Here is a 26,322-nt window from a genome sequence, read left to right on the forward strand (position 1 = left end):
AGTATACTCCTAAACAGAGCAAAAAGCTCTTAGAAATGCAATTCCAAGAGCTTTGTCTTCAGTCTGAAAGGCCGTTTAACGGCCTTTTTTATTTTAAGAAGCGCTGCAGAAATTCTTTAGTTCGTGCTTCCTTTGGGCTTTCAAAGAGTTGTCGAGGGCTGCCTTGTTCGGCGATTACCCCTTGATCCATAAAGATGACACGGTCAGAAACATCACGAGCAAATTCCATTTCGTGGGTTACGATAAGCATGGTCAGTCCTGATTTGGCAAGATTTTGCATGGTACGAAGGACCTCGCCTACCATTTCAGGGTCCAGTGCTGATGTCGGTTCGTCGAAAAGAATGGCTTCGGGATTGACCGAGAGAGCACGCGCAATGGCTACTCTTTGTTTTTGTCCGCCTGAGAGTTGATTGGGCTTGGCTTTCCAGTATTGCTCCCCCATACCAACTTTTTCAAGATTGGCTTTGGCAATTTTAGCGGCTTCTTCTTTGGATCGTTTAAGGACAGTTGTCTGAGGGACGATCGCATTATCCAAGACATTGAGATTTTCAAAGAGGTTAAAGGATTGGAAGACCATTCCCAATTTTTCGCGATAGGTTGCTAGGTCATAACCCTTTTGCAGGACATCTTGACCGTGGTAGAGAATTGCGCCTTCAGTCGGCATTTCCAGAAGATTGATAGAGCGCAGAAGCGTCGATTTCCCAGAGCCTGAACTACCGATGATAGAGATGACTTCACCTTTTTGAACACTCAGTGAGATATCTTTAAGGACTTCGTTTTGTCCATAAGATTTTTTTAAATGCTTAATTTCTAAGATGGTATCCGCCATTAGTGAGCACCTCCTTGGGTGTAATTATCCTGATCAAAGCGACGCTCAACGTAGCGGAGAATACGAGTCACAGTGAAGGTCAAGATGAAGTAAATAACTGCGATAATGAGAAAAGTTTGGAAATACTTGTAAGTCTGTGTCGCAACGGTGTTACCTGAGAAATAAAGTTCGACAACGGAAATGACATTCAATACGGAAGTATCCTTGATATTGATAACAAATTCATTACCAGTGGCTGGCAGGATGTTGCGTATAACCTGAGGAAGTACAATCTTGCGCATGGTTTGACCGTGATTGAAGCCTAGAGCTGTAGCTGCTTCAAACTGTCCCTTGTCAACAGCGAAAATCCCCCCGCGGACAATCTCACTCATATATGCCCCAGTGTTTATTGATACAATGAAGATAGCGGCTAGGGTGCGATCCAATGACACACCAAATGCTTGGGCCGTTCCGTAGTAGATAACCATGGCCTGAACAATCATTGGAGTTCCACGGAAAACCTCAATATAAACATTGAGAATCCAACCAAAAGTCTTTTGTAAAAGAGCCAGAACCTTATTATCAGCAACCGGCGCTGTGCGGTAAACTCCGATTAAAAGACCAATGATGGTACCAACCAATGTACCAATGACTGAGATGAGCAGGGTAATACCTGTTCCGCGCAGGAATTGTGACCAGTTTTCTTTGAAAATGGTCCAGGCTTGACCGATGAAGCCGGTTGATTTTTGGCTACCAGGTTGTTGCTTGATCATCTTGTCCATGAGTTCAAGACGATCTTTTTTAGGAATAGTTGCTAAAATTTCATTGACCTTAGTGAGTGTTGCCGTATCATCTTTGCGTAGGCCGACTGCTAGGGCCGTGTCAGATGGATTAGTGGTGAAGCCCTTATCTAGTTCAATCATTTTGAAATCACTACTGGTATTTTCGGCCGTTAAAGCCTCGGGCCTCTCAGAAACGTAGGCATCAATAACGCCGGCTGAAAGCGCCTGACGCATTTGAGCGAAGTCTCCCATAGCAGTTTGCTTGGAAGCATCAGGGATTTGATCGATTAAATCGTAGAGGTAGACCCCTTGTTGGGCAGTGACCTTGGCCTTGCTAAAATCAGAGAGATTCTTGGCGTCAGCGTATTTACCATCAGACTTAACAACGAGTACCGGTTCGCTGGTGTAATAGCTGTTTGAGAAATTGATTTCTTTTTTACGCTCCTCAGTCGGGCTCATACCGGCGACAATCAGGTCAATCTTTTTTGAGGTCAAAGCTGGCAGGAGACCGTCCCATTTTGTCTTAACGACCAAGAGTTTTTTATTCATCCCCTTGGCAATTTTCTTGGCAATTTGAACATCGTAACCATTGGCATACTGCTTGCTCCCCTCAATAGGAACAGCACCATTAGAGTCGTTGTTTTGTGTCCAGTTAAAGGGAGCATAAGCGGCTTCCATGCCGACACGTAAGTATTCATCTGCTTTAACACTTGTCGAATTTCCGAAAAGCCAGAGAAAGGCAAGCAAGCAGGGAAGTAGTAATTTCTTCATTTAGCTTTAGGAACTCCTATAAAATTGTTTTTGTCTTCTTATTTTACAGGAAAAGTCAGGCTATTTCAATATGCTTGCCTATAAAAGCGGGTCATAAGCTAGTGTGTATTTAAGGGGAAGATTAAATCTGGCGAAATAAGTTTCATGCGGCCGCGATATGAGAAGAAAATTGTATAACTAAAACAAAGCTGAGACAAAAGCGCTCAACTTTGTTTTTATATATTTTCGCAAATGATATGTCAAATTTGCATCTGTTATCATTTTAAATTAGTCCAAGCAGTTTGGATGGCAGTGATATCATTTTTGATTTTTCTTTTGTTATTTTTTAGATAGGCGAGGTAAAAATCAATCTGGGCTGTTTCGTCAGTAATCGGCATCTCTAAACGGCGATTGCGGACTTGTTTTTCGCGTAGGGACTGTGTAATGTTGGTTGTGAAATGGGGCAAACTAGAGTAGCGCCTAATTCATCAAAATTATCAGCCTCATCTTGCTAAATGAATTTGGCTTTTGGAATATTGTCTTTGATAATTTGTTGCCAAATACCGATATCACGAAGTGAAAAGGCAACACTTTTCTGTACAAAATTGATAAAGTGTATTTGGTTAAGTAATTAATCGCCGAGCCATAGGCGTCTGGTAGTTAAGACTAGTATGGATACGGTGATGATTCCACCAGTGAATGTAGTCCTTGGTTTTAAGAACGAGTTCTTCTAGTGAGTGGAAGGTTTCTTGGTTGATAAACTCAAGTTTGAAAGCACGGTAGGTACTCTCAGCTACCGCATTGTCATAAGGACAACCAGCCTGACTCAGCGAACGAGTAATATCAAATGCTTCCAACATCTCATCAATCAAAGTATTGTCAAACTCCTTGCCCCTATCTGAGTGAAAGAGCTTGACTTTGGTCAGAGCATAAGGAATGTTTTGAATAGCTTGCTTGACGAGGTCTGCAGTTTTGTGCCAACCAACAGGATAGGCCAATGGCTTCACGGTTGAAGAGGTCAATGATCAAGCAAACATAAGCCCAGCGCTTACCTACACGGACATAGGTCAAGTCCGTTACAAGAGCTTCAAGTGGCTTTTCTTGGTTAAACTGTCTATCTAAGAGATTTGGAACGGGTGCTTCATTCTTCCCTTTAGCATGCGGTTTGAAGGCAGCCTTCTGGTAAACGGATACAAGATTCAATCGCTTCATGATACGACGAATCCGACGACGAGATAGGGTAATGCCTTCACATTCCAGACATTTCTTAATCTTCCTAGCGCCGTACCTGGACTTACTGTCAAGGAAAATACGCTTCACCATTTCTTCAAGCTCCATTTCAGATACCGGCTCTACAGCCTTGTAGTAATAGCTGGAACGAGGAATGTTCAAGTAGCGACACATAGCTGAAATACTGTATTTATCCTTATTAGCAGTGATTATTTTTCTTTTCGTGCCATAATCACTGCCGCTTGCTTTAGGATATCTAGTTGCATTTCCAGCTCTTTATTGCGTTTTCTGAGGGCAATCAGTTCACGCTGTTCATCGGTCAGATGATCAACAGACTTGAAGGAGCCAGTCGTTTTTGCCTGTTTAACCCACTTATCAAAACTTGAGGGTGTTAAATTATATTCCTTGATCAGTTCACTACGCTTTCTTCCTGCATTGTGAAGGTCAACGATTTGTTGTTTAAATTCATCTGTGAATTGGCGACGTACTTTTCTAGACATACTTTTCTCCTGTTTTCTTTAGTGTAGAACACTTTATAAGACTGTCTAGTTTAGTGTAACCTATTCAGAGTTTCCAGTGGTATTTAAGAGCCCTATAATCTCCCGAGTGGGATTACCCACTACAGAAATTATAGAGCCTTTTTATTACCTTGAGTCCTATTATTAGTCTGGGGATAAATGTGATATTACAAAATAATAACAGAAAATTACAATTATATGTTGAAAGCGTTTTCTTTTATTGTTATAATAGCCCTAGATATTAATCAATAATACTAATGAAAAGATATCTTAGTCAGAAAGGAGATTACTCCATGAAAAGAGATTTCACTTGGAATGAAAGACAGCGTTTTTCCATTCGTAAATATTCCTTTGGGGCAGCCTCGGTCCTAATCGGTGCCAGCCTATTCTTCGGCGGCCAAGTGCTGGCTGATGAACAGGCAGTGCCAGTAGGTCAGCCTCAAGATCAAACGGTTCAGACGCTTGTTGCTGATCAGTCAGTTCAAGACGGAAATAGCTTGGCGGCACAGACAGAAGCCAGCAGCCCTGAAGTCCTTGCCAATAAGACGGCTGCCTCTCAACCAGCTAATCTGGATTCAGCTCAGGCTGCGGCAGAAACTTCTGATGTGGCTTCTACAGATGCTGGGACAGAGAGTGCAGCACCGGCTATGGTTGACACTGCCAGCCAGACAGATATTGTACCCGCTCAGCCTGAGGCACCATCAGCACCTCAGGCTGTTAGTGCTACCTCTAAGCAGAGTGAAAGTCCAGCACCGGTTCAAGCCAATCCAGCTGTGACAAGAGCCTCTGTGGCGACAACGGTTCAAGCGGTTGGCAAAGCTATTCCAAGTTCGGGTTATTATACCTATCCAGAGCGTACAGAAGTCAAGAACAGTCCCTCTGCCGATGCGCCTATGGCCTTTTACGCCAATGCAGGTGACCGTGTTTACTACGACCAAGTGCTCACTCAGGATGGTTATCAATGGCTGAGTTACAGGTCTTACAGCGGCATTCGCCGTTATGCCAATATTGCTAAGCTGGATGTTAAGGAAGTTCCGGCACCTAAGACAGGCGGTCAGTCAGCAGGAGACAGCGAAACCACTTTTCCAACCCTGCAGCGCTATACCTTTGATCGGGAAGTCGCGGTTAAAAATGAAGCTAGGGCAGCTGCTAAGACAGAGTTCACCTTTAACAAAGGGGAAGGAGTCAACTATGATAAGGAAGTTAAGGCCGATGGTTACCAATGGATTTCTTATGTCTCCTACAGCGGTATCCGCCGCTATGTCATGTTGGATAAGCTGCCAATTTCACAGCCTTCAGAATCCAAACGGACCGGACAAATCAGTGTTGAAAACCAAACCAACCAAGGCTTTGATGTCAGAATTTCCAATGTTTCAGACAGTAATGGGATCCTAGCCGTTAAGGTTCCTATCTGAACAGCTAGGAACGACCAAGATGATATCATCTGGTATGACGGCCTTAAACAGGGAGATGGCACTTATAAGGTAGCGGTCAAACTGTCTGATCATAAGAATGAAACCGGCCTTTACAATATTCATCTCTATTACCTAGAGAATGATGGCCAGCTGGTTGGTATAGCAGGTCAGCAGTATCAGTCAGCAGCTAAGGAGATGGATAAACAAGTGACTGGCACTCTTGCCATTCAAAATCAGACTTCCAATGGTTTTGATGTCAGAATTTCCAATGTTTCAGACAGTAATGGGATTCTAGCTGTTAAGGTTCCCGTCTGGACAGCTAGGAACGACCAAGATGATATCATCTGGTATACAGCAGATAGACAGGCTAATGGTGATTACAAGGTAACTGTTAAATTGTCTGACCATAAGAATGAGACGGGCACTTACATAATTCATCTATACTATGTCGATAAGAATAATCAGTTGGTTGGTGTCACTGGAACAACTTATGAGGTGCCGGCTAATGAGAATAAGGAGCAGGTAACGGTAATCAGTACCTATAAAGGAACTGGAAACTATCTGATTACGGCTCACAATGTTCCTGGTGATGGCGATATTTTAGTGGCTGTTTGGTCGGATACCCATGATCAGGATGATATCATTTGGTATGAGATGAACCGTTCCAACTTAGAGGCTTCCCTGCAAGTCAATACTCAAAACCACAATGGTACCGGAACTTATCATGCTCATGTTTATCAACGGCTTGGAGATAAGATGACTGCCTTGACCGGTTATGATTTCCAAGTTAATAAGTCCAGCTATGATACACCTTATTACAACCAAAGAGATGGCTGCTGGTCTGGCCTGAAATATGGGCGCGGTTATCTTGGGCCAACAGGATGCGTGCCAACTGACTTAGCGATGGTTATCAGCTCACTCAAGGGCCAAGAGATTACCCCGAACCAAGTGGCTGACTACCTTTACAACAATACCAATGAATTCAACAAGAATTTTGACGGAACCAGTGGCCAAGGGATTCTACAAGCTGCTAGTCATTGGGGTCTGGTTGCGACACCTCTGGGAAGCTTGGGTCAGGTTCAAACAGCCTTATCGCAAGGCTATCATGTTTTGGCGGCTGTGCAGAATAGTGTTTTTGTCCGCAATGGCAGCCATGAATTAGTTCTCAAGGGCTACAACAATGGCAGCACCCATGTATCTGATCCTTATACTTCTGGACTCTCTGGCTGGTATTCAGTAAGTCAGCTTTGGAATGAACAAAGTCATGACCCGATTGATACAAGTGGTATCGGTGCTCCGTTTATCAAGATTACAGATGCCTAGATTGTCAGGCTAAACGAGACTCATTCACAGCAAACGGCCCTGTTGCCCAGTGTTTTAGGAGGCATTAAGAACAGGGTCTTTTGATTATTGTGGAATAAGAAATGCTGGCCTTGTGAATAATGGCTCTTTGTCAACTGAAGTGAAAACAGTGATGAAAACGGTTGAGTCACAATTGACAACTTATGCCAAAGACACTAGCGATACTTCCTTTGAAAATAGCAGAACTCATAGAGCGTTTGGTGGCTATTTAATGGGAGGGATTACTACATGGGATGTTTTAGTCTCGCAAAGTCAATTTTTCCATGACTATATGCCAATGGCTGGTGATAGTTGGATAGGACAAATCACAGGAGATTCTAGTGATGAGGTAGTCGCTGATACCTTGGTTTCTGGCTTAGAAGAAAATCAGTATCAAGCAGATGATTTTAAAATAATTGCTATGGTAGATGAGAATGATGGTACCAAATATAGTATGCAGCCTCAGCTTGATGCTCTTTCGACGAATCATGGTGATCTCATCACTGATGATAATCTGATTTATTGGGAGAATGCTAATGGTGAGCATAATCAAGAATCATTAGAATTAGAAGTTCAGCATGGGGTTAGTTACCTTTTTCAATAAAAATGATAGGTGTTTCTATGAAACAGGTTTAATCCTAGTTTTCACCGTTATTAGACTTTGCTTATCAAGCATTTAAAAATCAAGTTCTGGCATTAGCTAGCACAGACCCAAAACAATTTAGGTGGGAAGCTAATCTTATTTTTAGAGAACGAAAAGGCGCTAAACATGATTACACTGCCGTCTGTGATTATACTTATAATACTTTTTAAGTAGCTTTTGGAAAGGCCAAGTGTCATCAGAATGAATTTAGCATACATTAAACGCATATTAGGTTAGCACATAAGTAATATACTTTTGAAAAATTTAGATATACAATAAAGTCATAAAAAGAAATGAGGTAAACAAAATGACACAAACAATTACATTAAACGACGGAAACAAAATCCCTGTAATTGGCTTTGGTGTTTTCCAAATTCCAGCGGACGGCTCGACCTATACAGCGGTGAAAGAAGCTTTGGAAGTTGGCTACCGTCATATTGACACGGCGCAAGCTTATTTTAACGAAAAAGAAGTTGGACAAGCCATCAAAGATTCAGGCATTCCACGTGATGAAATCTTCGTTACCAGCAAACTTTGGATTCAAGATTTTGCTTACGAAACAGCCAAAGCAACCATTGATGCAACTCTAGAAAAAATGGGGCTTGATTACCTTGACCTTTACCTGCTTCACCAACCTTACGGCAAAGTCGAAGAAGCTTGGAAGGCTCTGGAGGAAGCCAAAGCAGCTGGTAAAATCAAATCAATCGGTGTGTCAAACTTTACATCAAACTTCTGGAAGCAATTTGTTCCAAATTTTACTACCATTCCAGCTGTTAATCAAGTTGAGTTCAACCCTTACTTCCAACAAAAATCCCTACGTGACTTGCTTGCAAAAGATAATGTTACCATTGAAGCTTGGGCACCGCTGGGACAAGGAAATAAAGACTTATTTGCTGAACCAATCATCACAAACTTGGCTAATAAATATGGCAAAGATGTTGGTCAAATCATCCTACGTTTTGAAAATCAAGAAGGGATCGTCGCTTTGCCAAAATCAATCAAGAAAAGCCGCATGGCCTCTAACAAAGACATTTTTGATTTTGAATTGACAGCAGACGACTTGGCTGAGCTTCGTGCCCTTGACCCAGACGCACCAGGTGTGGGTGAGCATCTCTTGTCAGCTTATGACATTCATGCTAATGATTAATCAAAAAGTGAGGTCTTGTAAATGAAGAAAATCTTGATTTTGGGAGCAGCTGGTCAGATTGCACGAATGGTCACAAATTATTTGCTTGACCAAACTAACTACGGATTGGTCCTCTATGCTAGACAAACCAATACACGGCTTGCTAATCTAGCATCAGAACGCGTTACCCTTGTTGATGGTGATTTCAATGATAAGGCACAGTTGTTGTTTGCATTAGAAGGTGTGGACTCGGTTTATCTTAACTATGTGTCTGGTCCAGATGTGCTTGGAACCCCTTTAGAAGCAATCAAATAATCAGGTGTAGAGCGTCTGATTGTGGCAAGGTAGGTCCCTGATATTTACCAAGAAATCACAGGTCTTTTCCAGAAATGGTATCGAGATAATACTGGTATCGTGTGGACTTCTCCTGTTCGAGAGTTTGCGGATATGGTAGAAGCTAGTGGTTTGGACTATGTCTTACTCCGCATTACTTGGCTCTATAACAAGGGATTGGTTCCGCTAGAAGTAACAAGAAAAGGTGAACCGTTCACCTCTGCCCAAATGTCTCGTCAATCAGTAGCACAATTTATTGTTGATTTACTAACTGGTAAAGAAGATTATCACCGTGAAAGTCTTGGACTAGGTGAAGTTGGAACTGATTTTACAAAGCCAAGTTTTTATTAGCCTTTTGTAAAAAATTGTTTTGCTGATGAATACATGTCAGACTAATACTGATGTACATATAAAAACTAAAATCGTCACAAGAAATTTATTAATTAGACAACATGTAAAAACCTTGATTTGTACTGACCCCAAAAGTTAGACAAAAAATATTAGTGAAAGGATTTGGTTCTGTATGCTACAGGACTAAGTCCTTTTAGTTTTATCTTTTCCTTCTTTTGGTATAATAAGACAAGAAAAAATAGAAAGGAATTACATGTCTAAAAAATCTATTCGCGCAAAGCGCGTGTCCAACTACGAACTCTTTTTTGACTTGTCCTTGGTCCTTGCCATCGGGCAACTGACGGGTGCTATGCACTTAGAGGAGATTACTGTAAGCTCCATTTTGGCCTTTGTCATCTCTAATATGACCCTTCTTATGGTTTGGGTTAACGAGGTCTTTTATTATGAGAAGTACGGTGATTCTAGAAGGATTGACATTTTCACGGTGATTGCCCTCATGTTTTTCCTTGGTAATATGGCCCTCAATTTCAGGATGGACTTTACCTCTTTATACGCGGGAAGTCCAATAGTCGTCTCTTTTAATTTGCTTTTAATAGCTTCTTATGGAGTGATTGCATTGCAATATTTCCTAAAAGGGCGAGTTCTTGGCTTTAACAGAGATATGAAGGTCAATATGGGTCTCATGGGTATCTATATCCTGTCTTTACTGCCAGCAGTGCTGGGATGGCTCGATATTGGCCTCTTAAGCCTAGCTATCTACCTTCTACCAATCATCTTACCTCGCTTTGCCAATCATTTTTTTTACAAAGGTGTTGAGACCAAGACTAATTTTCCACATGCGGTTGAACGGAGTCAGCTGGTGACTATTCTGACATTTGGCGAGACAGTCATCGCCATTATCAGCAACTACCCCATCACGGAAAACCTCTATCAGGGTGCGCTTTTATTTTTGGGGATGGCCTTGATGTTCATGTTTTATATGAACCAGACTTTTCTTGCTATCGACCATCATCGCCCTGTCAATGTGTCGCTGCTGTTTTATTCACATATTTTGATTTTTGTGGGAATTAACTTCTTCACGGTTGGCGTCGAATTTCTAGCTGACCACCATCATGCAGAGACAGGATTTTATATGTTTTTGATAGGAGTTCCTCTCTTTTACATCGGAACGCTCTTTACAACAATCTATAATCATGAACTTTACCGGATGCGACCAGAGTACTTTGTTGTCTTTGCTCTGGGGCTGGCGCTCTTCATCGGTGCCTCATTGCTGATTGGGGCTCACGTACTCTACCTATCGCTCTTGCTCATCGCCTTTTTCTGGACGATGAGTCGTTATTACATGAAACTGCGGCGAAAGATTCGTGAAAATCAAAATATTCCCCACCCAGATCCTACCCAGAATCACCGTGATTTTGCCTAGATTTCAAAAAACAGTCTTTATGGCTGTTTTTTTGTGAAAGCGGCATACAAAAAACGTATGCTTAGTATACTCTAAAAGTCATTTTCAAAGTTTGTGGAAAAAGTTATACTGTAATTAACGATAGCAAAGCAAGTCTTGCTTTGCTATTGTTAAGTCAGTTGACTGATGACTGATCCAAATTCAAGAAATGAGGAAAGAATAATGACGATTCAAAACGTAATATTTAAAAATAAAGCTTTAGACCTTCGTTTGGCTGGTCATCTTTATTACCGGCAGAATTTGATGGAACTAAAGATTATGCTGCTATTGTTGTCACAGGACCAATGCTTTCTGTTCAAGAACAAGCGCAAGTAACCTATGCTAATCTTTTAGCGGAAGCTGGTTATATTGCGCTAACTTCTGACGGTGCTTATTTTGGTGAAAGTGAAGGTTTCCCGCGTCAACAAGAACTTCCTGACGTAAAAGAAACAGATATTGTGGGAGCCGTTGATTTCCTTGAAAGTCTTCCTTACGTTGACAACAATCGTATCGGTGGTCTTGGTATTTGTGGTTCTGGTTCTTACAGGTCAGTTGCAGGTGTCAAAGAGCCTAGTCTAAAGGCTATTACAGCAGTAGTACCACCTATTTCTGATATTTCAACCTCTCCAATGACTAATTTCTTCATGCCGGAAGATGACGTGAGAGCAGCTAAAGAAGCTTATGAAAATGGTACTGGTGAATTGCTGCACCTCAACTTCCAACCACGTGATTTTGAAGAAGGTGCTCAATATTGTTACAGCGCTCGCGGAAATCGTCCACGTTGGAGTAATCAGGTTGTTGCTTGGAGCCAATTAGAACTCGTTAAATATAATGTCACAGAAATTATGAAAGATATGACGAAGCCTTATTTGGTCATCTTATCAGAAAATGCGTGGAGTCAGCCAGCTTCTCGTGAAATTTTCGATGCAGCTCAAAGTAAAGTAAAAGAATGGGTTGTTATACCAGAAGCAAGTCACTTCGATATGTACGATTTATACCCATTTGTTGATGAGGCAGCAAAAGCTATTTTACCATTCTTCAATGATAATTAATCGGCAATGGCATTAAAGTCAATTTCATCAACTTATTTTTTACACAGCATATAATTTTTGTCCCACTTATTCAACTACATCAATAAAGAGACTGAGCGCTGCCCCCAAAAGTAAAGCTAACTTTTTGGGGCAGTATATTTTGTCTCAGTTTGATAAGACTTATCCCCTATCATCCACTACTTTTTCTGTACAAAATTTATAAGGTATGCTTTAATTTAACTAATGAATTGCAAAGTCATTAGTTTTTAGTCATTGTTAGAGTATGGATTCGTTTATCATTCCATCAATGGACGTGGTCTTTTGGTTTGATGGCAATTTTCAGGCGGAAGGTATCCTCGTTAGCAATGTAAAAACTGTGCTTAGAGTATTTTTGAAATCACATCAGCGATTTGGGTATAAACGAACCTACAGTGACCATTCCAAATACCATACTTTGACTTTGTCAGTAGTGAATCGTCTAACGAGTAAGATAAGGAAAAATTGAGTTATGAAGGTGTTAAAAAAAATAGTTATCTTAGTCGCTTTATTTTTAGGTATCCTATCGAGTAGCGCGATGAATGTTTATGCAGATGATGTGGAGTATAGTATTCCTTCTTATATAGGTGATTTGGCAATCCATCAAGATAATTCTGCTATCTATCGTCAAAGGGTGACTTATCATTTTGATTCTAGTTACAAGGGGCAATATGTTAGTCTGGGCACGGCTGGCAAAATGCCAAAGGGATTTACCCTTTCGGGGCCCCCGACTGTCAGGGCCTATAAGAATGGTAAAGAGATTTATGTCTCATCCAATCTTGAAAACTTAGGAGACGGCTATCGTCTCAAAGTCTATAATTCTGGTCAGGAAGGTGACACGGTTGAGCTAGATGTAGAATGGCAGCTTTCTAACATGCTTTTCAAATATCAAGATATTGCAGAGTTGAATTGGTCACCCATTTCAAACTGGGATGTAAGGCTAGACAAGGTCGAAATGAATGTGTCTATTGACGGAACTTCTAAACAGAGCCAACTGGTTCCGCATAGAGGCTATCTGCAAGATACTCCCCGAGTCACAAAAGAGAACAATACTTATCATATCGCTGCTCAAAATGTTCATAATCGTTTAGAATTACATGCCTATTGGGATACCGATATTATCGAAGGGGCAAGTCTGCCCGGCCGCCATCTAGATGATTTCCGAAAGTTGGAAAATAAGATTGGCCGAGCAAATCGCAGGCGTCTGTTCTTGGTGAATGCTGCCATACCACTTATTTTAATGGTCAGTCTGGTCCTGCTCTGTGTCTGTTATTATCGCTTGAAAAAAGCATTGACTAGATACTACTTCAAACCAGTTCGTCTTTATGAAATGCCTGCTGATCTGTCCCCTCTGGCAGTGATGCAGATGGTTTACAATCAATCTGTCTTTGATTTGAGTGCTTTTGGTAAGGCCATGGGAAGAAAACCTGTTACTTTTGATAATTTACTGCAGGCCGAGTTACTGGATTTAATTGATCGTAAGGCCTTGGTTATGGAAGAAGTAGAAGGAAAATACTGGTTAACCATTGGTGATACATCACAGTTGAGCGACTATGAAGATGATTTTATCAGCTGGGCCTTTGGAGAAAATCTGAATCTGCCAGTATCTAGCTTATTTTCAGACTATCATTTTGATGAGGATGCCAAGAGGCGTCTAAAAAAGGCTTACAGCGGCTCCGAATTAGAAGGTCAGATGCGCAGTGCGGGAAATAAAATCACCAATGCCTTTAAAGTGCAGGCAAAACGCATCTCTCAAGAGGTTAAGGCTCAGGTTGACAGTTTTGCTCCAGCCAGCTACCGCAAATTAAGTAAAAAAGAACGAGGACAACTGAATGCCATCGGGGTAAGTCTAACGATTATGATTATTATTCCGATAGTTGTGACAGTTTATCTTCTCATTCATTATTATTTCCATCTGATCACTCTATTTTATATCTTGCTGAGTTTTTCTTTGATTGTCATTCTTTTTCTTTTTTTATGGAGGACAGCTTTCTATCGCTATTCTGGCGTTTTAACGCCAGAAGGTGGTCGAGTTCGTCTGCTCTGGGATAGTTTCGATAAAATGATGGCCGATATTGGTACTTTTGAAAAGGCAGAGCTGGAAAGTCTTATCATCTGGAATCGAATGCTGGTTTATGCAACCCTCTTTGGTCACGCTGATAAAGTAGAGCGCTATATGGAACTGCACAGTGTTCAGCTGTCTGATTACCCAATAACGACAATCTACCCTTATCTTGCACCCCAGTTGTATTTAGCGACCAGTCAATTCAACAATTCCATTACTGCGGCCAATAGTGCCTCTCATTTCAGTGTCTCATCTGGAAGCTCTGGCTTCGGTGGTTTCTCTGGCGGCGGAGGCGGTGGCGGCGGAGGTGCCTTCTAAATTCCATAAAATTCTGCTATAATAAGAACTAAATTTAGTCTAGGAGTTATTATGCTAATCATTGAACTGCTCAAGGCGATTTTCTTAGGAATCGTCGAAGGAATTACGGAGTGGCTCCCCATTTCCAGTACAGGTCATTTAATCCTTGTCGAGGAATTTATTAGTCTTAAGCAAGGTGCCGCTTTTTGGGAGCTCTTTAAAATTGTTATCCAGCTGGGAGCTATCTTAGCGGTTATGGTCATTTATTTTGATCGTCTCAACCCTTTTCAAAAGGGAAAGACAGCGCGTGAAGTGCGCTTGACCTGGCAGCTTTGGCTCAAGGTTGTCATCGCCTGTATTCCGTCAGCGATAGTTGGTTTGCTGTTTGATGATTGGATGGATGCACATTTTGGCAATGTTACCAGTGTTGCTACCATGTTGATTGTCTACGGGATTGCCTTCATCTGGATTGAAAGACGCAATCGAGATGTTGAACCTGAGGTGACAGATTTGACTAGGATGCACTATAAGACAGCCCTCTATATCGGTCTATTTCAGGTCTTGAGTATCATTCCAGGGACCAGTCGCTCAGGTGCCACTATTTTAGGGGCTATCCTAGTTGGAACTAGCCGTAGTGTGGCGGCTGATTTTACCTTTTTCCTAGGGATACCTACTATGTTTGGCTACAGTGGTCTTAAATTCGTCAAGTTTTTCCTTGATGGCAATAGCTTAAATATTGACCAGTGGTTAATTCTCTTAGTAGCCTCGGCTGTGGCTTTCGCTGTCAGCATGGCTGTTATCAAATTTTTAACTAATTTTGTTAAAGAGCATGATTTTACAATATTTGGCTGGTACCGTATCGCTCTAGGAATTGTTCTGCTCCTCTATGCAGTAGTTAAAGTTTTGGTGTAAATATCTAAAAAGATCGAGGCAAACCCTCGGTCTTTTTAGGTTGCTGTAAAATTGAACTTTTGCGACTTTTCTTGTATAATGTAGTAACTACTTGGTGAGGTTAAAATATTATGGAAATGAAACAGATCAATGAGTCAACACTTAAGATTACGGTTAGTCTTGAGGATTTAGACTCTTACGGTATGGAGTTGAAAGATTTTCTCATGCCTCAGGAAAAAACAGAAGAATTTTTCTACGCTATTTTGGATGAATTGGATATTCCGGATAATTTTAAGGCGACAGGAATGCTTAGTTTTCGAGTAACACCACGTCAAGATCGAGTAGATGTTTTTGTTACCAAGTCTGAGCTAAATGAAGATTTAGATTTTGAACAGTTGGCAGAGGATGTGGGAGATTTTGCTGACATGAATCCCGAAGAATTCTTCAAAAATTTGGAAAAAAATATGATAGCTCATGGGGATACAGAGGCTCATGAAAAGTTGAAGAATCTTGAGGAGATGTTGGATGATGCAATCAATAGTCTACCCGATATGGAAGAGTCAGCGACAGCTAGCTCTGAAGACGGAGAAGGTCCTAAGAGGATAAAATTTAGAGATGAGGATTTGATTCCTGTCACTAACTTCGTTCACTATGTTGCTGATTTCCCAAGTTTAAAGGCTGCTATTGTAGCAGCAAAAGCTCTTGACGTCCCAGTTGAAGCATCTGAGCTTTTCAAATTAGATGATAAGTATCATATTACAGCTCTTTTTAGTGTTGATGGCGAAGAACCTATCCGCGGTAGGCAGCTGCAGGCTCGTCTCTTAGAATACGGTCAACCAGCAACCCATACACGCGCTTATTTGTTGGAACACGGCGTTAGGTTACTGGGTCATTCTGCTGTTGAGCGCTTAAAAAGGGTTGAGTTGGTGTAAGTATAGATGATAAATCGCTTTCTTCTCTATTATATTCTGGTGCTGATAGGGACCTTTCTCATTTCCTTAATCATCACTCCTTTGGTGCGCTTTTTAGCCTTTCATATCGGAGCTGTTGATAATCCCAATGCTCGTCGTATCAATAAGGTTCCTATGCCTAGCAGTGGTGGCTTGAGCATTTTAATCGCTTTTTTGATTGGTTCCATGATTTTGATGCCGATTATCACGCAAAAGCATCACTATTTAGCCCCTTATTTTGATTATATTATGCCGGTCGCTTTTGGGGGGCTAATCATTGCAATAACCGGTTTTATCGATGACATCCATGAGCTTAAGCCTAAAGCAAAACTCTTAGGTATCATTCTGGGAGCAGTTGTTGTCTGGACTTTCACTGACTATCGTTTTGACAGTTTTAAGATTCCCTTTGGGGGTCCCATGCTGTATTTTGGTCCGGTTCTCAGTTTCTTTTTCACAGTTCTTTGGATTGTCGCGATTACCAATGCCATAAACCTGATTGATGGCCTGGATGGTCTGGTCTGCGGGGTTTCAATCATCAGCCTGACCACTATGGGGTTGATTTCTTATTTCTTTCTTTTTGATAGTAACCTTTATACGACTTTAACCATCTTCCTCTTGATTGCAGCCATTGCAGGATTTTTTCCTTACAACTACAATCCCGCCCTTATCTACCTAGGAGATACCGGTGCCCTCTTTATCGGTTTTATGATTGGGGTTCTGTCCCTGCAAGGTTTGAAAAATTCAACGGCAGTGGCAGTCATTACGCCAGTTATCATTCTAGGTGTTCCGATTTTAGATACCTTTGTGGCGATTATTCGGCGGAAGTTGTCTGGCCGTCCGGCTATGGAGGCTGACAAAATGCACCTGCATCACCGCTTGCTAGCCATGGGATTCACCCATCGAGGCGCCGTTCTAGTGGTCTATGGTATTACCATGGTTTTCTCACTAACTTCCTTGTTACTAAATGTTTCAAGCCGTTGGGGTGGGATCCTGCTGATGGTCGGCCTCCTTTTTACAGCTGAGGTTCTGATTGAAGGGCTGGAAATCTGGGGAGTCGGTCGTACCCCCTTGTTTAGTTGCCTGAAATTTATTGGGAACAGCAGCTATCGCCAATCTGTCATTGATAAATGGAAGCAGCGGTTTAAGTAGGATTTTTATAAACAAAGACAAAGCCAAGCTTGTCTTTTTTTGTTATAATGAGATAGTATAAGAGGGCTTTTAGCCTTGAAATTATTGATAAAAGGAGTCTCTAATGTCTGTACTTGAAATAAAAAATCTTCATGTTTCTATCGAAGATAAAGAAATATTAAAGGGCTTGAACCTGACACTCAGGACAGGTGAAATTGCTGCTATTATGGGACCAAATGGTACAGGGAAATCAACTCTTTCTGCTGCCATCATGGGGAATCCCAATTATGAAGTGACTGAGGGTGAGATTTTCTTTGATGGTGTTAATATTCTTGAACTTGAGGTAGACGAACGTGCGCGTTTGGGCCTTTTTCTGGCCATGCAGTACCCTTCAGAAATCCCGGGAATTACTAATGCCGAGTTTATCCGTGCTGCTATGAATGCTGGTAAGGAAGATGACGAAAAGATTTCGGTGCGTGATTTCATCGTAAAGCTCGACGAAAAAATGGAGCTGCTTGGTATGAAGGAAGAAATGGCAGAGCGCTACCTCAATGAGGGTTTTTCAGGTGGTGAGAAAAAGCGCAATGAAATTCTTCAGCTTTTGATGTTAGAACCCAAGTTTGCTCTTCTTGATGAAATTGACTCAGGTCTCGATATCGATGCCCTCAAGGTTGTTTCAAAAGGGGTTAATGCTATGCGTGGTGAGAGTTTTGGTGCTATGATCATCACCCACTATCAGCGTCTGCTCAACTATATCACTCCTGATGTAGTCCATGTTATGATGGATGGTCGAATTGTCCTGACAGGGGATGCTGAATTGGCTGCCCGCCTTGAAAAAGAAGGTTATGCTCAAGTGGCAGAGGATCTGGGACTTGAATATCACGAAGAAGTCTAAAAATGATGTCGCCTATCCCTTTGGCCTAGGCCCTATTCAACTTAGAAACTACTAGAAAAGAAGGAGTAAACATCATATTATGTCAAAAAAATCTATTATAAATTTTTCGCAGCTGCAGGCTGAACCTATCTGGCTGCAAGAGCGGCGTCTAGCTGCTTTTGATAATATTGACACGCTCAAGTTTCCCAATATCGAACGGGTGAAATTTCACCGTTGGAATCTGGGAGATGGAACCATTTCTGAAAATGAAGCAGTCGCAAATGTTCCTGATTTCACGGCTCTTGGGAACAATCCTAAATTAGTTCAGGTGGGGACGCAGACCTTACTTCAACAACTACCGGCTGATTTACTAGAGCAAGGTGTGGTTTTTACGGACCTGACCACTGCACTGGAAGAAATTCCAGATGTGATTGAGACTAATTTGGGCACGGCTCTGGCTTTTGATGAAGATAAATTAGCGGCCTACCATTATGCCTATTTCAATAGTGCAGCTGTCCTCTATGTTCCCGATAATGTTGAAGTAGACCTACCTATAGAGGGTATTTTTCTGCAAGATAGTGATAGTGCTGTGCCTTTTAACAAGCATGTACTCATCATCGTAGGTCGCAATGCTAAGGTGAGCTATTTGGAGCGGTTTGAATCTATCGGTAATGCCAGTGTCAAGACCACTGCCAATATCAGCGTTGAAGTCATTGCTAAGGCTGGCAGTCAGATTAAATTTTCTGCTATCGATCGTCTGGGTACAAACTTGACTACCTACATGAGTCGTCGTGGCCGTCTGGATAGAGATGCTTCAATCGACTGGGCTCTCGGGGTCATGAATGAAGGAAATGTCATTGCGGATTTCGACAGCGATTTGATTGGTGATGGCAGCGACGCCAACCTTAAAGTGGTAGCAGCATCGAGCGGCCGTCAAATCCAAGGAATTGATACTCGAGTGACCAATTATGGTCGTAATTCGGTCGGCCATATTTTGCAGCACGGTGTTATTCTTGAACGTGGAACATTGACCTTTAATGGTATCGGTCATATTGTCAAAGGGGCTAAGGGGGCGGATGCTCAGCAGGAAAGTCGTGTTTTAATGCTGTCGGACAAGGCACGTTCGGATGCCAATCCAATTTTGCTCATTGATGAAAATGATGTTACTGCAGGACACGCAGCTTCTATCGGTCAAATTGATCCAGAAGATATGCATTATCTGATGAGCCGTGGTTTAAAGTTTGAAGAGGCTGAGCGTCTTGTTATCCGTGGCTTCTTAGGAGCAGTCATTACAGAAATTCCAATTAAAGAAGTTCGTGAGGAAATGATTTCTGTGCTTGATACAAAATTGGATAAACGTTAAAGAGATATTGGTTTTTTTCTGTTTTTGGAAGGAGTTTTCATTGCTAGACGTCAAAAAAATACAAAAGGATTTCGCCATTTTACAACAGCTTGTTAATGATGAGCCCTTGGTCTATTTAGATAATGCGGCGACTACTCAAAAGCCGCAAGCAGTTCTTGATGTTTTAATGGACTACTATCACACAGATAACGCTAATGTACATCGTGGAGTGCATACATTGGCAGAGCGTGCGACGAAAAATTATGAGATTAGTCGTGAAAAGTTATGCCAATTTCTCAATGCGCGCAGCACCAAAGAGATTCTCTTTACACGCGGGACAACGACGGGTCTCAATTGGGTTGCCCAGTTTGCTAGGGAGATTTTAAAACCTGGCGATCAGGTTCTGGTGTCCATTATGGAACACCATTCTAATCTAATTCCCTGGCAGGAGGTCTGCCGGACGACGGGCGCTGAGTTGGTTTATGCCTATCTTAAAGACGGTCAGCTCGATATGGATGATTTCAAATCTAAATTAACTGCAAAAACAAAATTTGTCAGTCTCGCTCAAATTTCTAACGTGTTAGGTTGTATTAATCCCATTAAAGAGATTGCTCGGTTGTCCCACCAAGTAGGCGCTTATCTGGTTGTTGATGGTGCTCAATCAGCCCCTCACATGAAGGTTGATGTCCAAGATTTGGACTGTGATTTCTTTACTCTGTCCGGTCATAAAATGTTGAGTCCAACTGGTATCGGTGTCCTCTATGGTAAGGAAGAAATCCTCAATCGTATTTCTCCTATTGAATTTGGCGGTGAGATGATTGATTTTGTTTATGAGCAGGAGGCTAGTTGGAAGGAACTCCCTTGGAAGTTTGAAGCTGGGACTCCTAATATTGCTGGCAGTATCGCACTTGGAGCAGCTGTTGACTATCTCAATAATCTTGGCTTGGAGAATATCCATGCTCATGAACAGGACTTGGTCGCCTATGTCTTGCCTAAGTTACAGGCCATTGAAGGCTTGACTATTTATGGTCCACAAGATCCTGTTCAACGTGCTGGTGTGATTGCCTTTAATTTAGAGGGATTGCATCCCCATGACGTGGCAACCGCCCTTGATTATGAGGGAGTTGCTGTTAGGGCAGGTCACCACTGTGCCCAGCCTTTAATCAATCATCTAGGTATTCATTCGGCTGTGCGAGCCAGCTTTTACATTTACAACAGTAAGGAAGATTGTGATAAACTTGTTGATGCCATCTTAAAAGCAAAGGAGTTCTTCAATGGCACTTTCTAGGTTAGATAGTCTCTATAAGGCAGTGATTGCCGACCATTCTAAAAGTCCGCACCATCGCGGTGTCTTGGAAGGGGTCGAGCAGTTACAGCTCAATAATCCTACATGTGGAGATGTCATCAATCTCTCGGTCAAATTTAATGAAGATGCGATTGAAGATATAGCTTTTACTGGTGATGGTTGCACCATTTCGACAGCTTCATCCAGCATGATGACAGATGCTGTTATTGGGAAAACCAAGGAAGAAGCCCTTGAACTAGCTGAAATTTTTTCCCATATGGTCCAAGGACAGCAGGACGAAAGGCAGAAGAAACTTGGAGAATCAGAGTTGATGGCTGGGGTTTCTAAGTTTCCGCAACGGATTAAGTGTGCAACTCTAGCCTGGAATGCCCTTAAAAAAGCTATTGAGCGTAGTCAATAGATTGAGCTGACTTCGGTTAGATAGAATTAAAAATATAGTTTATTTGCGTTAATTTCCTATAAAAGGATTATAGAAAGGACGGCGCGACGATTAGGAGTAATAGGCAAGCTACCACTATTGGACTCTTGCCTTTTCTATGCCTTCTGATGGTCAGCTTAAGGTAAAATGATGGCTGAAAATGAAAAAGTAGATCCAAAGCCGATTGATCTTGGTGAATATAAATACGGCTTCCATGATGATGTTACCCCAATTTTTTCAACTGGTAAGGGCATTAATGAGGAGGTAGTTCGCAAGATGTCTGCTGAAAAAGAGGAGCCTGAGTGGATGTTAGACTTCCGCCTCAAATCTTTAGAAGTTTTTAATAAAATGCCCATGCAAGAATGGGGACCTGATCTCTCAGAAATCAACTTTAATGATCTGATTTATTATCAAAAAGCCTCTAAAAAGGCCGCTCGTGATTGGGAGGATGTTCCTGAAAAAATTAAAGAAACCTTTGAACGGATCGGTATTCCCGAGGCAGAGCGAGCTTATCTAGCCGGTGCTTCTGCTCAGTATGAATCCGAAGTGGTTTATCACAATATGAAAGAGGAGTATGATAAGTTAGGGATTGTCTTCACCGATACCGATTCCGCTTTAAAGGAATATCCGGAGCTCTTCAAAGAGTATTTCTCTAAATTGGTACCGCCGACAGATAATAAATTAGCAGCCCTAAACTCGGCCTTTTGGTCTGGTGGAACTTTCATCTATGTTCCTAAGGGTGTTACAGTTGATATTCCTCTCCAAACTTATTTCCGTATCAATAATGAGGCAACAGCTCAGTTTGAGCGGACCCTGATTATTGTGGATGAGGGAGCCAGTGTTCATTATGTCGAAGGATGCACGGCTCCAACTTATTCTACTGCTAGTCTTCACGCGGCTATTGTTGAAATTTTTGCCTTAGATGGAGCCTATATGCGCTACTCAACTATCCAGAACTGGTCTGATAATGTTTATAATTTGGTAACCAAACGTGCCCGAGCTACTAAAAACGCTACGGTTGAATGGATTGATGGGAACCTTGGAGCTAAAACGACCATGAAATATCCATCTGTCTATCTGGACGGTGAAGGGGCGCGTGGTACTATGTTATCTATTGCCTTTGCCAATGCCAATCAGCATCAGGATACAGGCGCCAAGATGATCCACAACGCACCGCATACATCATCATCTATTGTCTCAAAATCCATCGCCCGTAATGGCGGTAAGGTGGATTATCGTGGACAAGTGACCTTTAACCGCGAATCATCCAAATCTGTCAGTCATATCGAATGTGATACGATTTTGATGGATGATCTGTCTAAATCGGATACGATTCCTTTTAATGAAATTCACAACTCACAAGTTGCTTTGGAACATGAAGCCAAGGTTTCAAAAATTTCAGAGGAACAACTCTATTACCTTATGAGCCGCGGACTGAGTGAATCGGAGGCAACTGAAATGATTGTCATGGGCTTTGTTGAGCCATTTACCAAAGAGCTTCCTATGGAATACGCTGTTGAATTGAATCGTCTAATCAGCTATGAAATGGAAGGGTCTGTTGGATAGGAAGTGAGTGAAAATGGGACAAAGTGCCTGCTTTTGGAAATTGCATTCAGTCTGGAAAATGTTTAAGTCTTGAGATTAAGGAGCATCAATGTCTTACTTTGATAATTTTATGAAAGCCAATAAGGCTTACGTCGATTTGCATGGGACGGAACATTTACCCATCAAACCTAAGACCAAGGTTGCTATCATTACTTGTATGGATTCGCGTCTGCACGTGGCATCAGCTTTGGGTCTAGCCCTGGGTGATGCCCATATTCTGCGTAATGCCGGCGGCCGTGTTACAGATGATATGATTCGCTCTTTGGTTATCTCTCAGCAGCAGTTAGGCACACGGGAAATCGTAGTGCTCCACCATACGGATTGTGGCGCTCAAACCTTTAACAATGATGAGTTTGTTAGTCAATTAGAAGACCGTTTTCAAGTTGATTTAGGAGACACGGACTTTTTGCCTTTCGCCGATATAGAGGCAAGTGTCCATCAGGATGTGCAGTTGTTAAAGGATTCTCCTTTAATACCGGATGATGTAGTCATTTCGGGCGGGGTTTATGATGTAGATACAGGACGTATCTCTGAAGTTAAATAGGCTTGAGGCTAGACAAAAGTCCGGCCTTTTTGTTTTGCTCTAGCTTTACCAGATTAACGAAAGGGTTGATTGGCAGTCCTTGTCCCTAGGCCAAGGCAATTTACTGGCTAACAGTTTTGGTTCTATTAAAAGGATTGAACTGACAGATTAGTTTATGACGCAATGCACACATTGTTGCTTGGAGCCGCGAATTTCAATTATGAAATCTATTTGGGAAATGGCTTTTTACGTCTATTGGAACGGATGAAGGAATTGTTAATATTTTTGCAGGTCATGGAGAAGTTTACATTCAAAGTTTAAATCGGCAGCAATTGCTGGTGCTCTTCAGCAGTATATTACAACTGGCAGCAGCTAGTCAGCAATTATTGTAAAAATAAATGGCATTGAGCAGTCAGCTATTTTAGACGTTTTAAAATAGACTCGATATTATAACGTCCCCAGTTTGTTAATTCTTCCAGAAAGCTTTTAAGCTCATCATCTGAAAAATGGGATTTCAGTAAATAACAGGCCCGTCCAGCAACTTTATAGAACTCATCAATTTCAGGACAGCTGTTTATAAATGCCTCAAATGTCTTAAATTGATTGCTATCCATATAAACCATAATAAATTGCTGATTTGGATAGTGAATATTAACAGAAAAAGCACTTATGAGACCTTCTTCTTGTAGCTTGATAATTCTATTGCCCACGGCTTGACCAGTTAAATGGACGGCCTCCCCAATTTCCTTGTTAGTAAGACGGCTATTACTTTTTAAACTGTTTAAAATTTGTTGATCAATCTGATCCATAATAAAAGATTCCTTTCAAGATGAAAATAAACAGTCAGTTCTTTTTTCATTGGCTTATGTTTATTTAATCAGCGAAGTATTATACTCATTATATCACCAAAAAAGGAGTTCTCAAATGAAACAGGCATTGTTAGTAATAGATGTGCAAAATGATTATTTTAAAGGCGGAAAGTGCGAGTTAGTCAATCCGGATACTGCACTGGCCAATATTAACCAATTAGAATCTTGTTTTTTGGAAACAAATCAACTGATTATTTATATTCAGCATATTAAGAATGACAAGCAAGCAGATTTTTTTGCCAAAAACAGTGAAGGTGCTCGTTTGCATTCAAATTTATCCTTGGATTCTAACTCTATTATTATTTCAAAGTCCTATCCAAATAGCTTTATAGAGACAAATCTGGAGGAGATTTTGAAAGATTGGGAGATTGAACAGCTGGTTATTACTGGTATGATGACGCATATGTGTGTAGATTCAACAACAAGAGCTGCCAAGGAAAAAGGTTATCAGCCTATACTGATTCAAGATGCAACAGCAACAAAAGATCTTGACTGTCAAGGTCAGATAGTTAGTGTTGAGGTTGTACAAAAGAGCTTTATTAGCGCACTACAAAACTTTTCGCAGATTAAAACGACAGCTGAATTTTTGATCAATAAGGATTCTATCTAAATTCTGTTGATCTATATTTAACTTGTTGGCAGAAGGATTTGTGTTATAATGTTATTGTTTAACAATATCATAGGAGAAATACATGTCACAACCTATTCGTGTGCGTTATGCACCAAGCCCTACAGGATTATTGCACATTGGGAATGCGCGAACAGCACTCTTTAACTATCTTTATGCACGTCACCATGGAGGCACTTTTATTGTTCGGATTGAGGATACCGATCGCAAGCGTCATGTTGAAGATGGGGAACGTTCACAATTAGACAATCTACGCTGGCTGGGTATTGATTGGGATGAAAGTCCAGAAACTCATGAAAACTATCGGCAATCAGAGCGTTTGGGACTCTATCAAAAATATATCGACCAACTTCTAGCTAGTGGGAAAGCCTATAAATCTTATGTGACAGAAGAAGAGCTTGCAGCAGAGCGGGAGCGTCAAGAAGCAGCGGGTGAAACACCGCGTTATATCAATGAATTTCTCGGTATGAGTGAGGATGAGAAGGCTGCTTATATCGCAGAGCGTGAAGCGGCAGGTATTACTCCAACGGTTCGCTTGGCTGTCAATGAATCAGAGCTTTACAGTTGGACTGATATTGTCAAAGGTGATATTGAATTTGAAGGCAGTAATATTGGTGGTGACTGGGTTATCCAAAAGCGTGATGGCTATCCAACCTACAATTTCGCAGTTGTTATTGATGATTACGATATGCAAATTTCACATGTTATCCGCGGTGATGACCACATTGCTAATACGCCAAAACAGTTGATGGTTTATGAAGCCTTGGGCTGGGAAGCACCACAATTTGGTCACATGACCTTGATCATCAATTCAGAAACTGGAAAGAAACTGTCCAAGCGTGACACAAATACGCTGCAGTTTATTGAGGACTACCGTAAAAAAGGTTATCTACCTGAAGCAGTCTTTAACTTTATTGCCCTGCTAGGTTGGAATCCAGGCGGAGAAGATGAAATCTTCTCACGTGAGGAATTGATTGAGCTTTTCGATGAAAATCGTCTCAGCAAGTCACCGGCAGCCTTTGACCAAAAAAAATTAGACTGGATGAGTAATGCTTATATCAAGAATGCTGATTTTGACCGCATTTTTGAGCTCTGTAAACCCTTCTTGGAAGAAGTTGGACGTCTGACAGACAAGGCGGAAAAATTGGTAGAACTCTATCAACCGCAACTAACTTCAGCTGATGAAATTGTTCCTTTGACCGATCTCTTCTTTGAAGATTTTCCAGAACTGACTGTTCAGGCAAAGGAGTTTATGGCAGGGGAAACAGTGCCGACCGTCTTGAGTACTTTCAAGGCTAAACTTGAAGCGATGACTGATGCTGACTTTGTCGTGGAAAATATCTTCCCACAAATCAAGGCTGTTCAGAAAGAAACAGGTATCAAAGGTAAGAACCTCTTCATGCCAATCCGAATTGCTGTTTCAGGTGAAATGCATGGACCAGAACTACCAGATACCATCTTTCTTCTAGGACGTGAAAAATCTATCGAGCATCTAGACAATATGTTAAAACAATTATAAGTTTAAGAGAGACTGAGGCAAAAGTGCCCAGTCTCTTGATTTTTATAATTTTAGTTGCAAGATACAGAGATGGAAAAATGTTTGCTGATTTATCAACTTTAG

20 protein-coding genes and 5 pseudogenes are annotated in these 26,322 nt (G+C 41.4%); 20 read left to right on the top strand and 5 right to left on the bottom strand.

All coding sequences use genetic code 11. From position 1 onward, the window contains the following. Positions 1–88: 88 nt before the first annotated feature. The 4 genes and pseudogenes from ACFOSE_RS05220 to ACFOSE_RS05235 form a co-directional block, all read right to left on the bottom strand. Complete coding sequence (locus ACFOSE_RS05220; RefSeq protein WP_380431326.1) at positions 89–829, bottom strand: amino acid ABC transporter ATP-binding protein; 741 nt, start codon at positions 827–829, stop codon at positions 89–91. After that, positions 829–2,361 carry an ABC transporter permease subunit gene (locus ACFOSE_RS05225; RefSeq protein ID WP_380431328.1) on the bottom strand — a complete coding sequence of 511 codons (1,533 nt, stop codon included), beginning with the start codon at positions 2,359–2,361 and terminating at the stop codon, positions 829–831. Before ACFOSE_RS05225 ends, ACFOSE_RS05220 begins: the two co-directional genes overlap by 1 nt. 257 nt (positions 2,362–2,618) lie before the next feature. After that, positions 2,619–2,807 carry a hypothetical protein gene (locus ACFOSE_RS05230; RefSeq protein ID WP_380431330.1) on the bottom strand — a complete coding sequence of 63 codons (189 nt, stop codon included), beginning with the start codon at positions 2,805–2,807 and terminating at the stop codon, positions 2,619–2,621. A 156-nt stretch (positions 2,808–2,963) separates the two neighbouring features. Next, a pseudogene (locus ACFOSE_RS05235) lies at positions 2,964–4,070 on the bottom strand (IS3 family transposase). A 311-nt stretch (positions 4,071–4,381) separates the two neighbouring features. On the opposite strand from ACFOSE_RS05235, the pseudogene ACFOSE_RS05240 reads away from it, so the two are divergent. The 18 genes and pseudogenes from ACFOSE_RS05240 to ACFOSE_RS05325 all read left to right on the top strand — a co-directional run. Next, positions 4,382–6,259, top strand: a pseudogene (locus tag ACFOSE_RS05240) (GBS Bsp-like repeat-containing protein); the annotation flags it as partial. A 60-nt stretch (positions 6,260–6,319) separates the two neighbouring features. Then, positions 6,320–6,826, top strand: a pseudogene (locus tag ACFOSE_RS05245) (C39 family peptidase); the annotation flags it as partial. A 151-nt stretch (positions 6,827–6,977) separates the two neighbouring features. After that, a complete protein-coding gene (locus ACFOSE_RS05250; protein WP_380431332.1) occupies positions 6,978–7,448 on the top strand; it encodes a hypothetical protein in 471 nt (156 codons plus the stop codon). 346 nt (positions 7,449–7,794) lie between these two features. After that, positions 7,795–8,634: an aldo/keto reductase gene (locus tag ACFOSE_RS05255; protein WP_380431334.1), complete on the top strand. Its 840-nt coding sequence runs from the start codon at positions 7,795–7,797 to the stop codon at positions 8,632–8,634. Positions 8,635–8,655: 21 nt separating this feature from the next. Then, positions 8,656–9,297 (top strand): annotated as a pseudogene (locus ACFOSE_RS05260) (NAD(P)H-binding protein). Positions 9,298–9,550: 253 nt separating this feature from the next. Next, a complete protein-coding gene (locus ACFOSE_RS05265; RefSeq protein ID WP_380431335.1) occupies positions 9,551–10,720 on the top strand; it encodes a low temperature requirement protein A in 1,170 nt (389 codons plus the stop codon). 323 nt (positions 10,721–11,043) lie between these two features. After that, positions 11,044–11,790 carry an alpha/beta hydrolase gene (locus ACFOSE_RS05270; RefSeq protein WP_380431337.1) on the top strand — a complete coding sequence of 249 codons (747 nt, stop codon included), beginning with the start codon at positions 11,044–11,046 and terminating at the stop codon, positions 11,788–11,790. Positions 11,791–12,277: 487 nt separating this feature from the next. Next, positions 12,278–14,188, top strand: a complete 1,911-nt coding sequence (locus tag ACFOSE_RS05275; RefSeq protein ID WP_380431338.1) for a DUF2207 family protein — start codon at positions 12,278–12,280, stop codon at positions 14,186–14,188. A gap of 51 nt (positions 14,189–14,239) precedes the next feature. After that, on the top strand, positions 14,240–15,079 hold the full coding sequence (locus tag ACFOSE_RS05280) for an undecaprenyl-diphosphate phosphatase (protein WP_380431340.1): 840 nt from the start codon (positions 14,240–14,242) through the stop codon (positions 15,077–15,079). Between the two features lie 110 nt (positions 15,080–15,189). Beyond that, positions 15,190–15,990 (top strand): adaptor protein MecA, encoded by an 801-nt coding sequence (locus ACFOSE_RS05285; RefSeq protein WP_380431342.1) that lies wholly within the window; start codon positions 15,190–15,192, stop codon positions 15,988–15,990. Positions 15,991–15,996: 6 nt separating this feature from the next. Further along, positions 15,997–17,157 carry a glycosyltransferase family 4 protein gene (locus ACFOSE_RS05290; RefSeq protein ID WP_380431344.1) on the top strand — a complete coding sequence of 387 codons (1,161 nt, stop codon included), beginning with the start codon at positions 15,997–15,999 and terminating at the stop codon, positions 17,155–17,157. 103 nt (positions 17,158–17,260) lie between these two features. Continuing rightward, on the top strand, positions 17,261–18,031 hold the full coding sequence (sufC, locus tag ACFOSE_RS05295; protein WP_380431345.1) for a Fe-S cluster assembly ATPase SufC: 771 nt from the start codon (positions 17,261–17,263) through the stop codon (positions 18,029–18,031). Positions 18,032–18,110: 79 nt separating this feature from the next. Continuing rightward, entirely contained in the window at positions 18,111–19,373 is a 1,263-nt protein-coding gene (gene sufD / locus ACFOSE_RS05300; RefSeq protein WP_380431347.1) for a Fe-S cluster assembly protein SufD, read from the top strand. Positions 19,374–19,413: 40 nt separating this feature from the next. Beyond that, positions 19,414–20,640 (top strand): cysteine desulfurase, encoded by a 1,227-nt coding sequence (locus tag ACFOSE_RS05305; protein ID WP_380431349.1) that lies wholly within the window; start codon positions 19,414–19,416, stop codon positions 20,638–20,640. Next, positions 20,627–21,058, top strand: a complete 432-nt coding sequence (gene sufU, locus ACFOSE_RS05310) for a Fe-S cluster assembly sulfur transfer protein SufU (protein ID WP_380431351.1) — start codon at positions 20,627–20,629, stop codon at positions 21,056–21,058. The genes ACFOSE_RS05305 and sufU overlap by 14 nt, the downstream gene beginning before the upstream one ends. A 165-nt stretch (positions 21,059–21,223) precedes the next feature. Further along, complete coding sequence (sufB, locus tag ACFOSE_RS05315) at positions 21,224–22,642, top strand: Fe-S cluster assembly protein SufB (RefSeq protein WP_380431353.1); 1,419 nt, start codon at positions 21,224–21,226, stop codon at positions 22,640–22,642. 88 nt (positions 22,643–22,730) lie between these two features. After that, a complete protein-coding gene (locus ACFOSE_RS05320) occupies positions 22,731–23,225 on the top strand; it encodes a beta-class carbonic anhydrase (RefSeq protein WP_380431355.1) in 495 nt (164 codons plus the stop codon). An 88-nt stretch (positions 23,226–23,313) separates the two neighbouring features. Continuing rightward, positions 23,314–23,580, top strand: a pseudogene (locus tag ACFOSE_RS05325) (AIM24 family protein); the annotation flags it as partial. A 40-nt stretch (positions 23,581–23,620) separates the two neighbouring features. On the opposite strand, the gene ACFOSE_RS05330 reads toward ACFOSE_RS05325, so the two are convergent. Beyond that, the gene (locus ACFOSE_RS05330; RefSeq protein ID WP_380431357.1) at positions 23,621–24,013 is read right to left on the bottom strand and encodes an Lrp/AsnC family transcriptional regulator; all 393 of its coding nucleotides are present in this window, start codon (positions 24,011–24,013) and stop codon (positions 23,621–23,623) included. A 115-nt stretch (positions 24,014–24,128) separates the two neighbouring features. On the opposite strand from ACFOSE_RS05330, the gene ACFOSE_RS05335 reads away from it, so the two are divergent. After that, the gene (locus ACFOSE_RS05335; protein WP_380431359.1) at positions 24,129–24,683 is read left to right on the top strand and encodes a cysteine hydrolase family protein; all 555 of its coding nucleotides are present in this window, start codon (positions 24,129–24,131) and stop codon (positions 24,681–24,683) included. Positions 24,684–24,765: 82 nt separating this feature from the next. Continuing rightward, the gene (gltX, locus tag ACFOSE_RS05340) at positions 24,766–26,220 is read left to right on the top strand and encodes a glutamate--tRNA ligase (RefSeq protein WP_380431361.1); all 1,455 of its coding nucleotides are present in this window, start codon (positions 24,766–24,768) and stop codon (positions 26,218–26,220) included. Positions 26,221–26,322: the final 102 nt, after the last annotated feature.

The organism is Streptococcus dentapri, assembly GCF_042649885.1.
In the GTDB taxonomy this organism is placed as follows: domain Bacteria; phylum Bacillota; class Bacilli; order Lactobacillales; family Streptococcaceae; genus Streptococcus; species Streptococcus dentapri.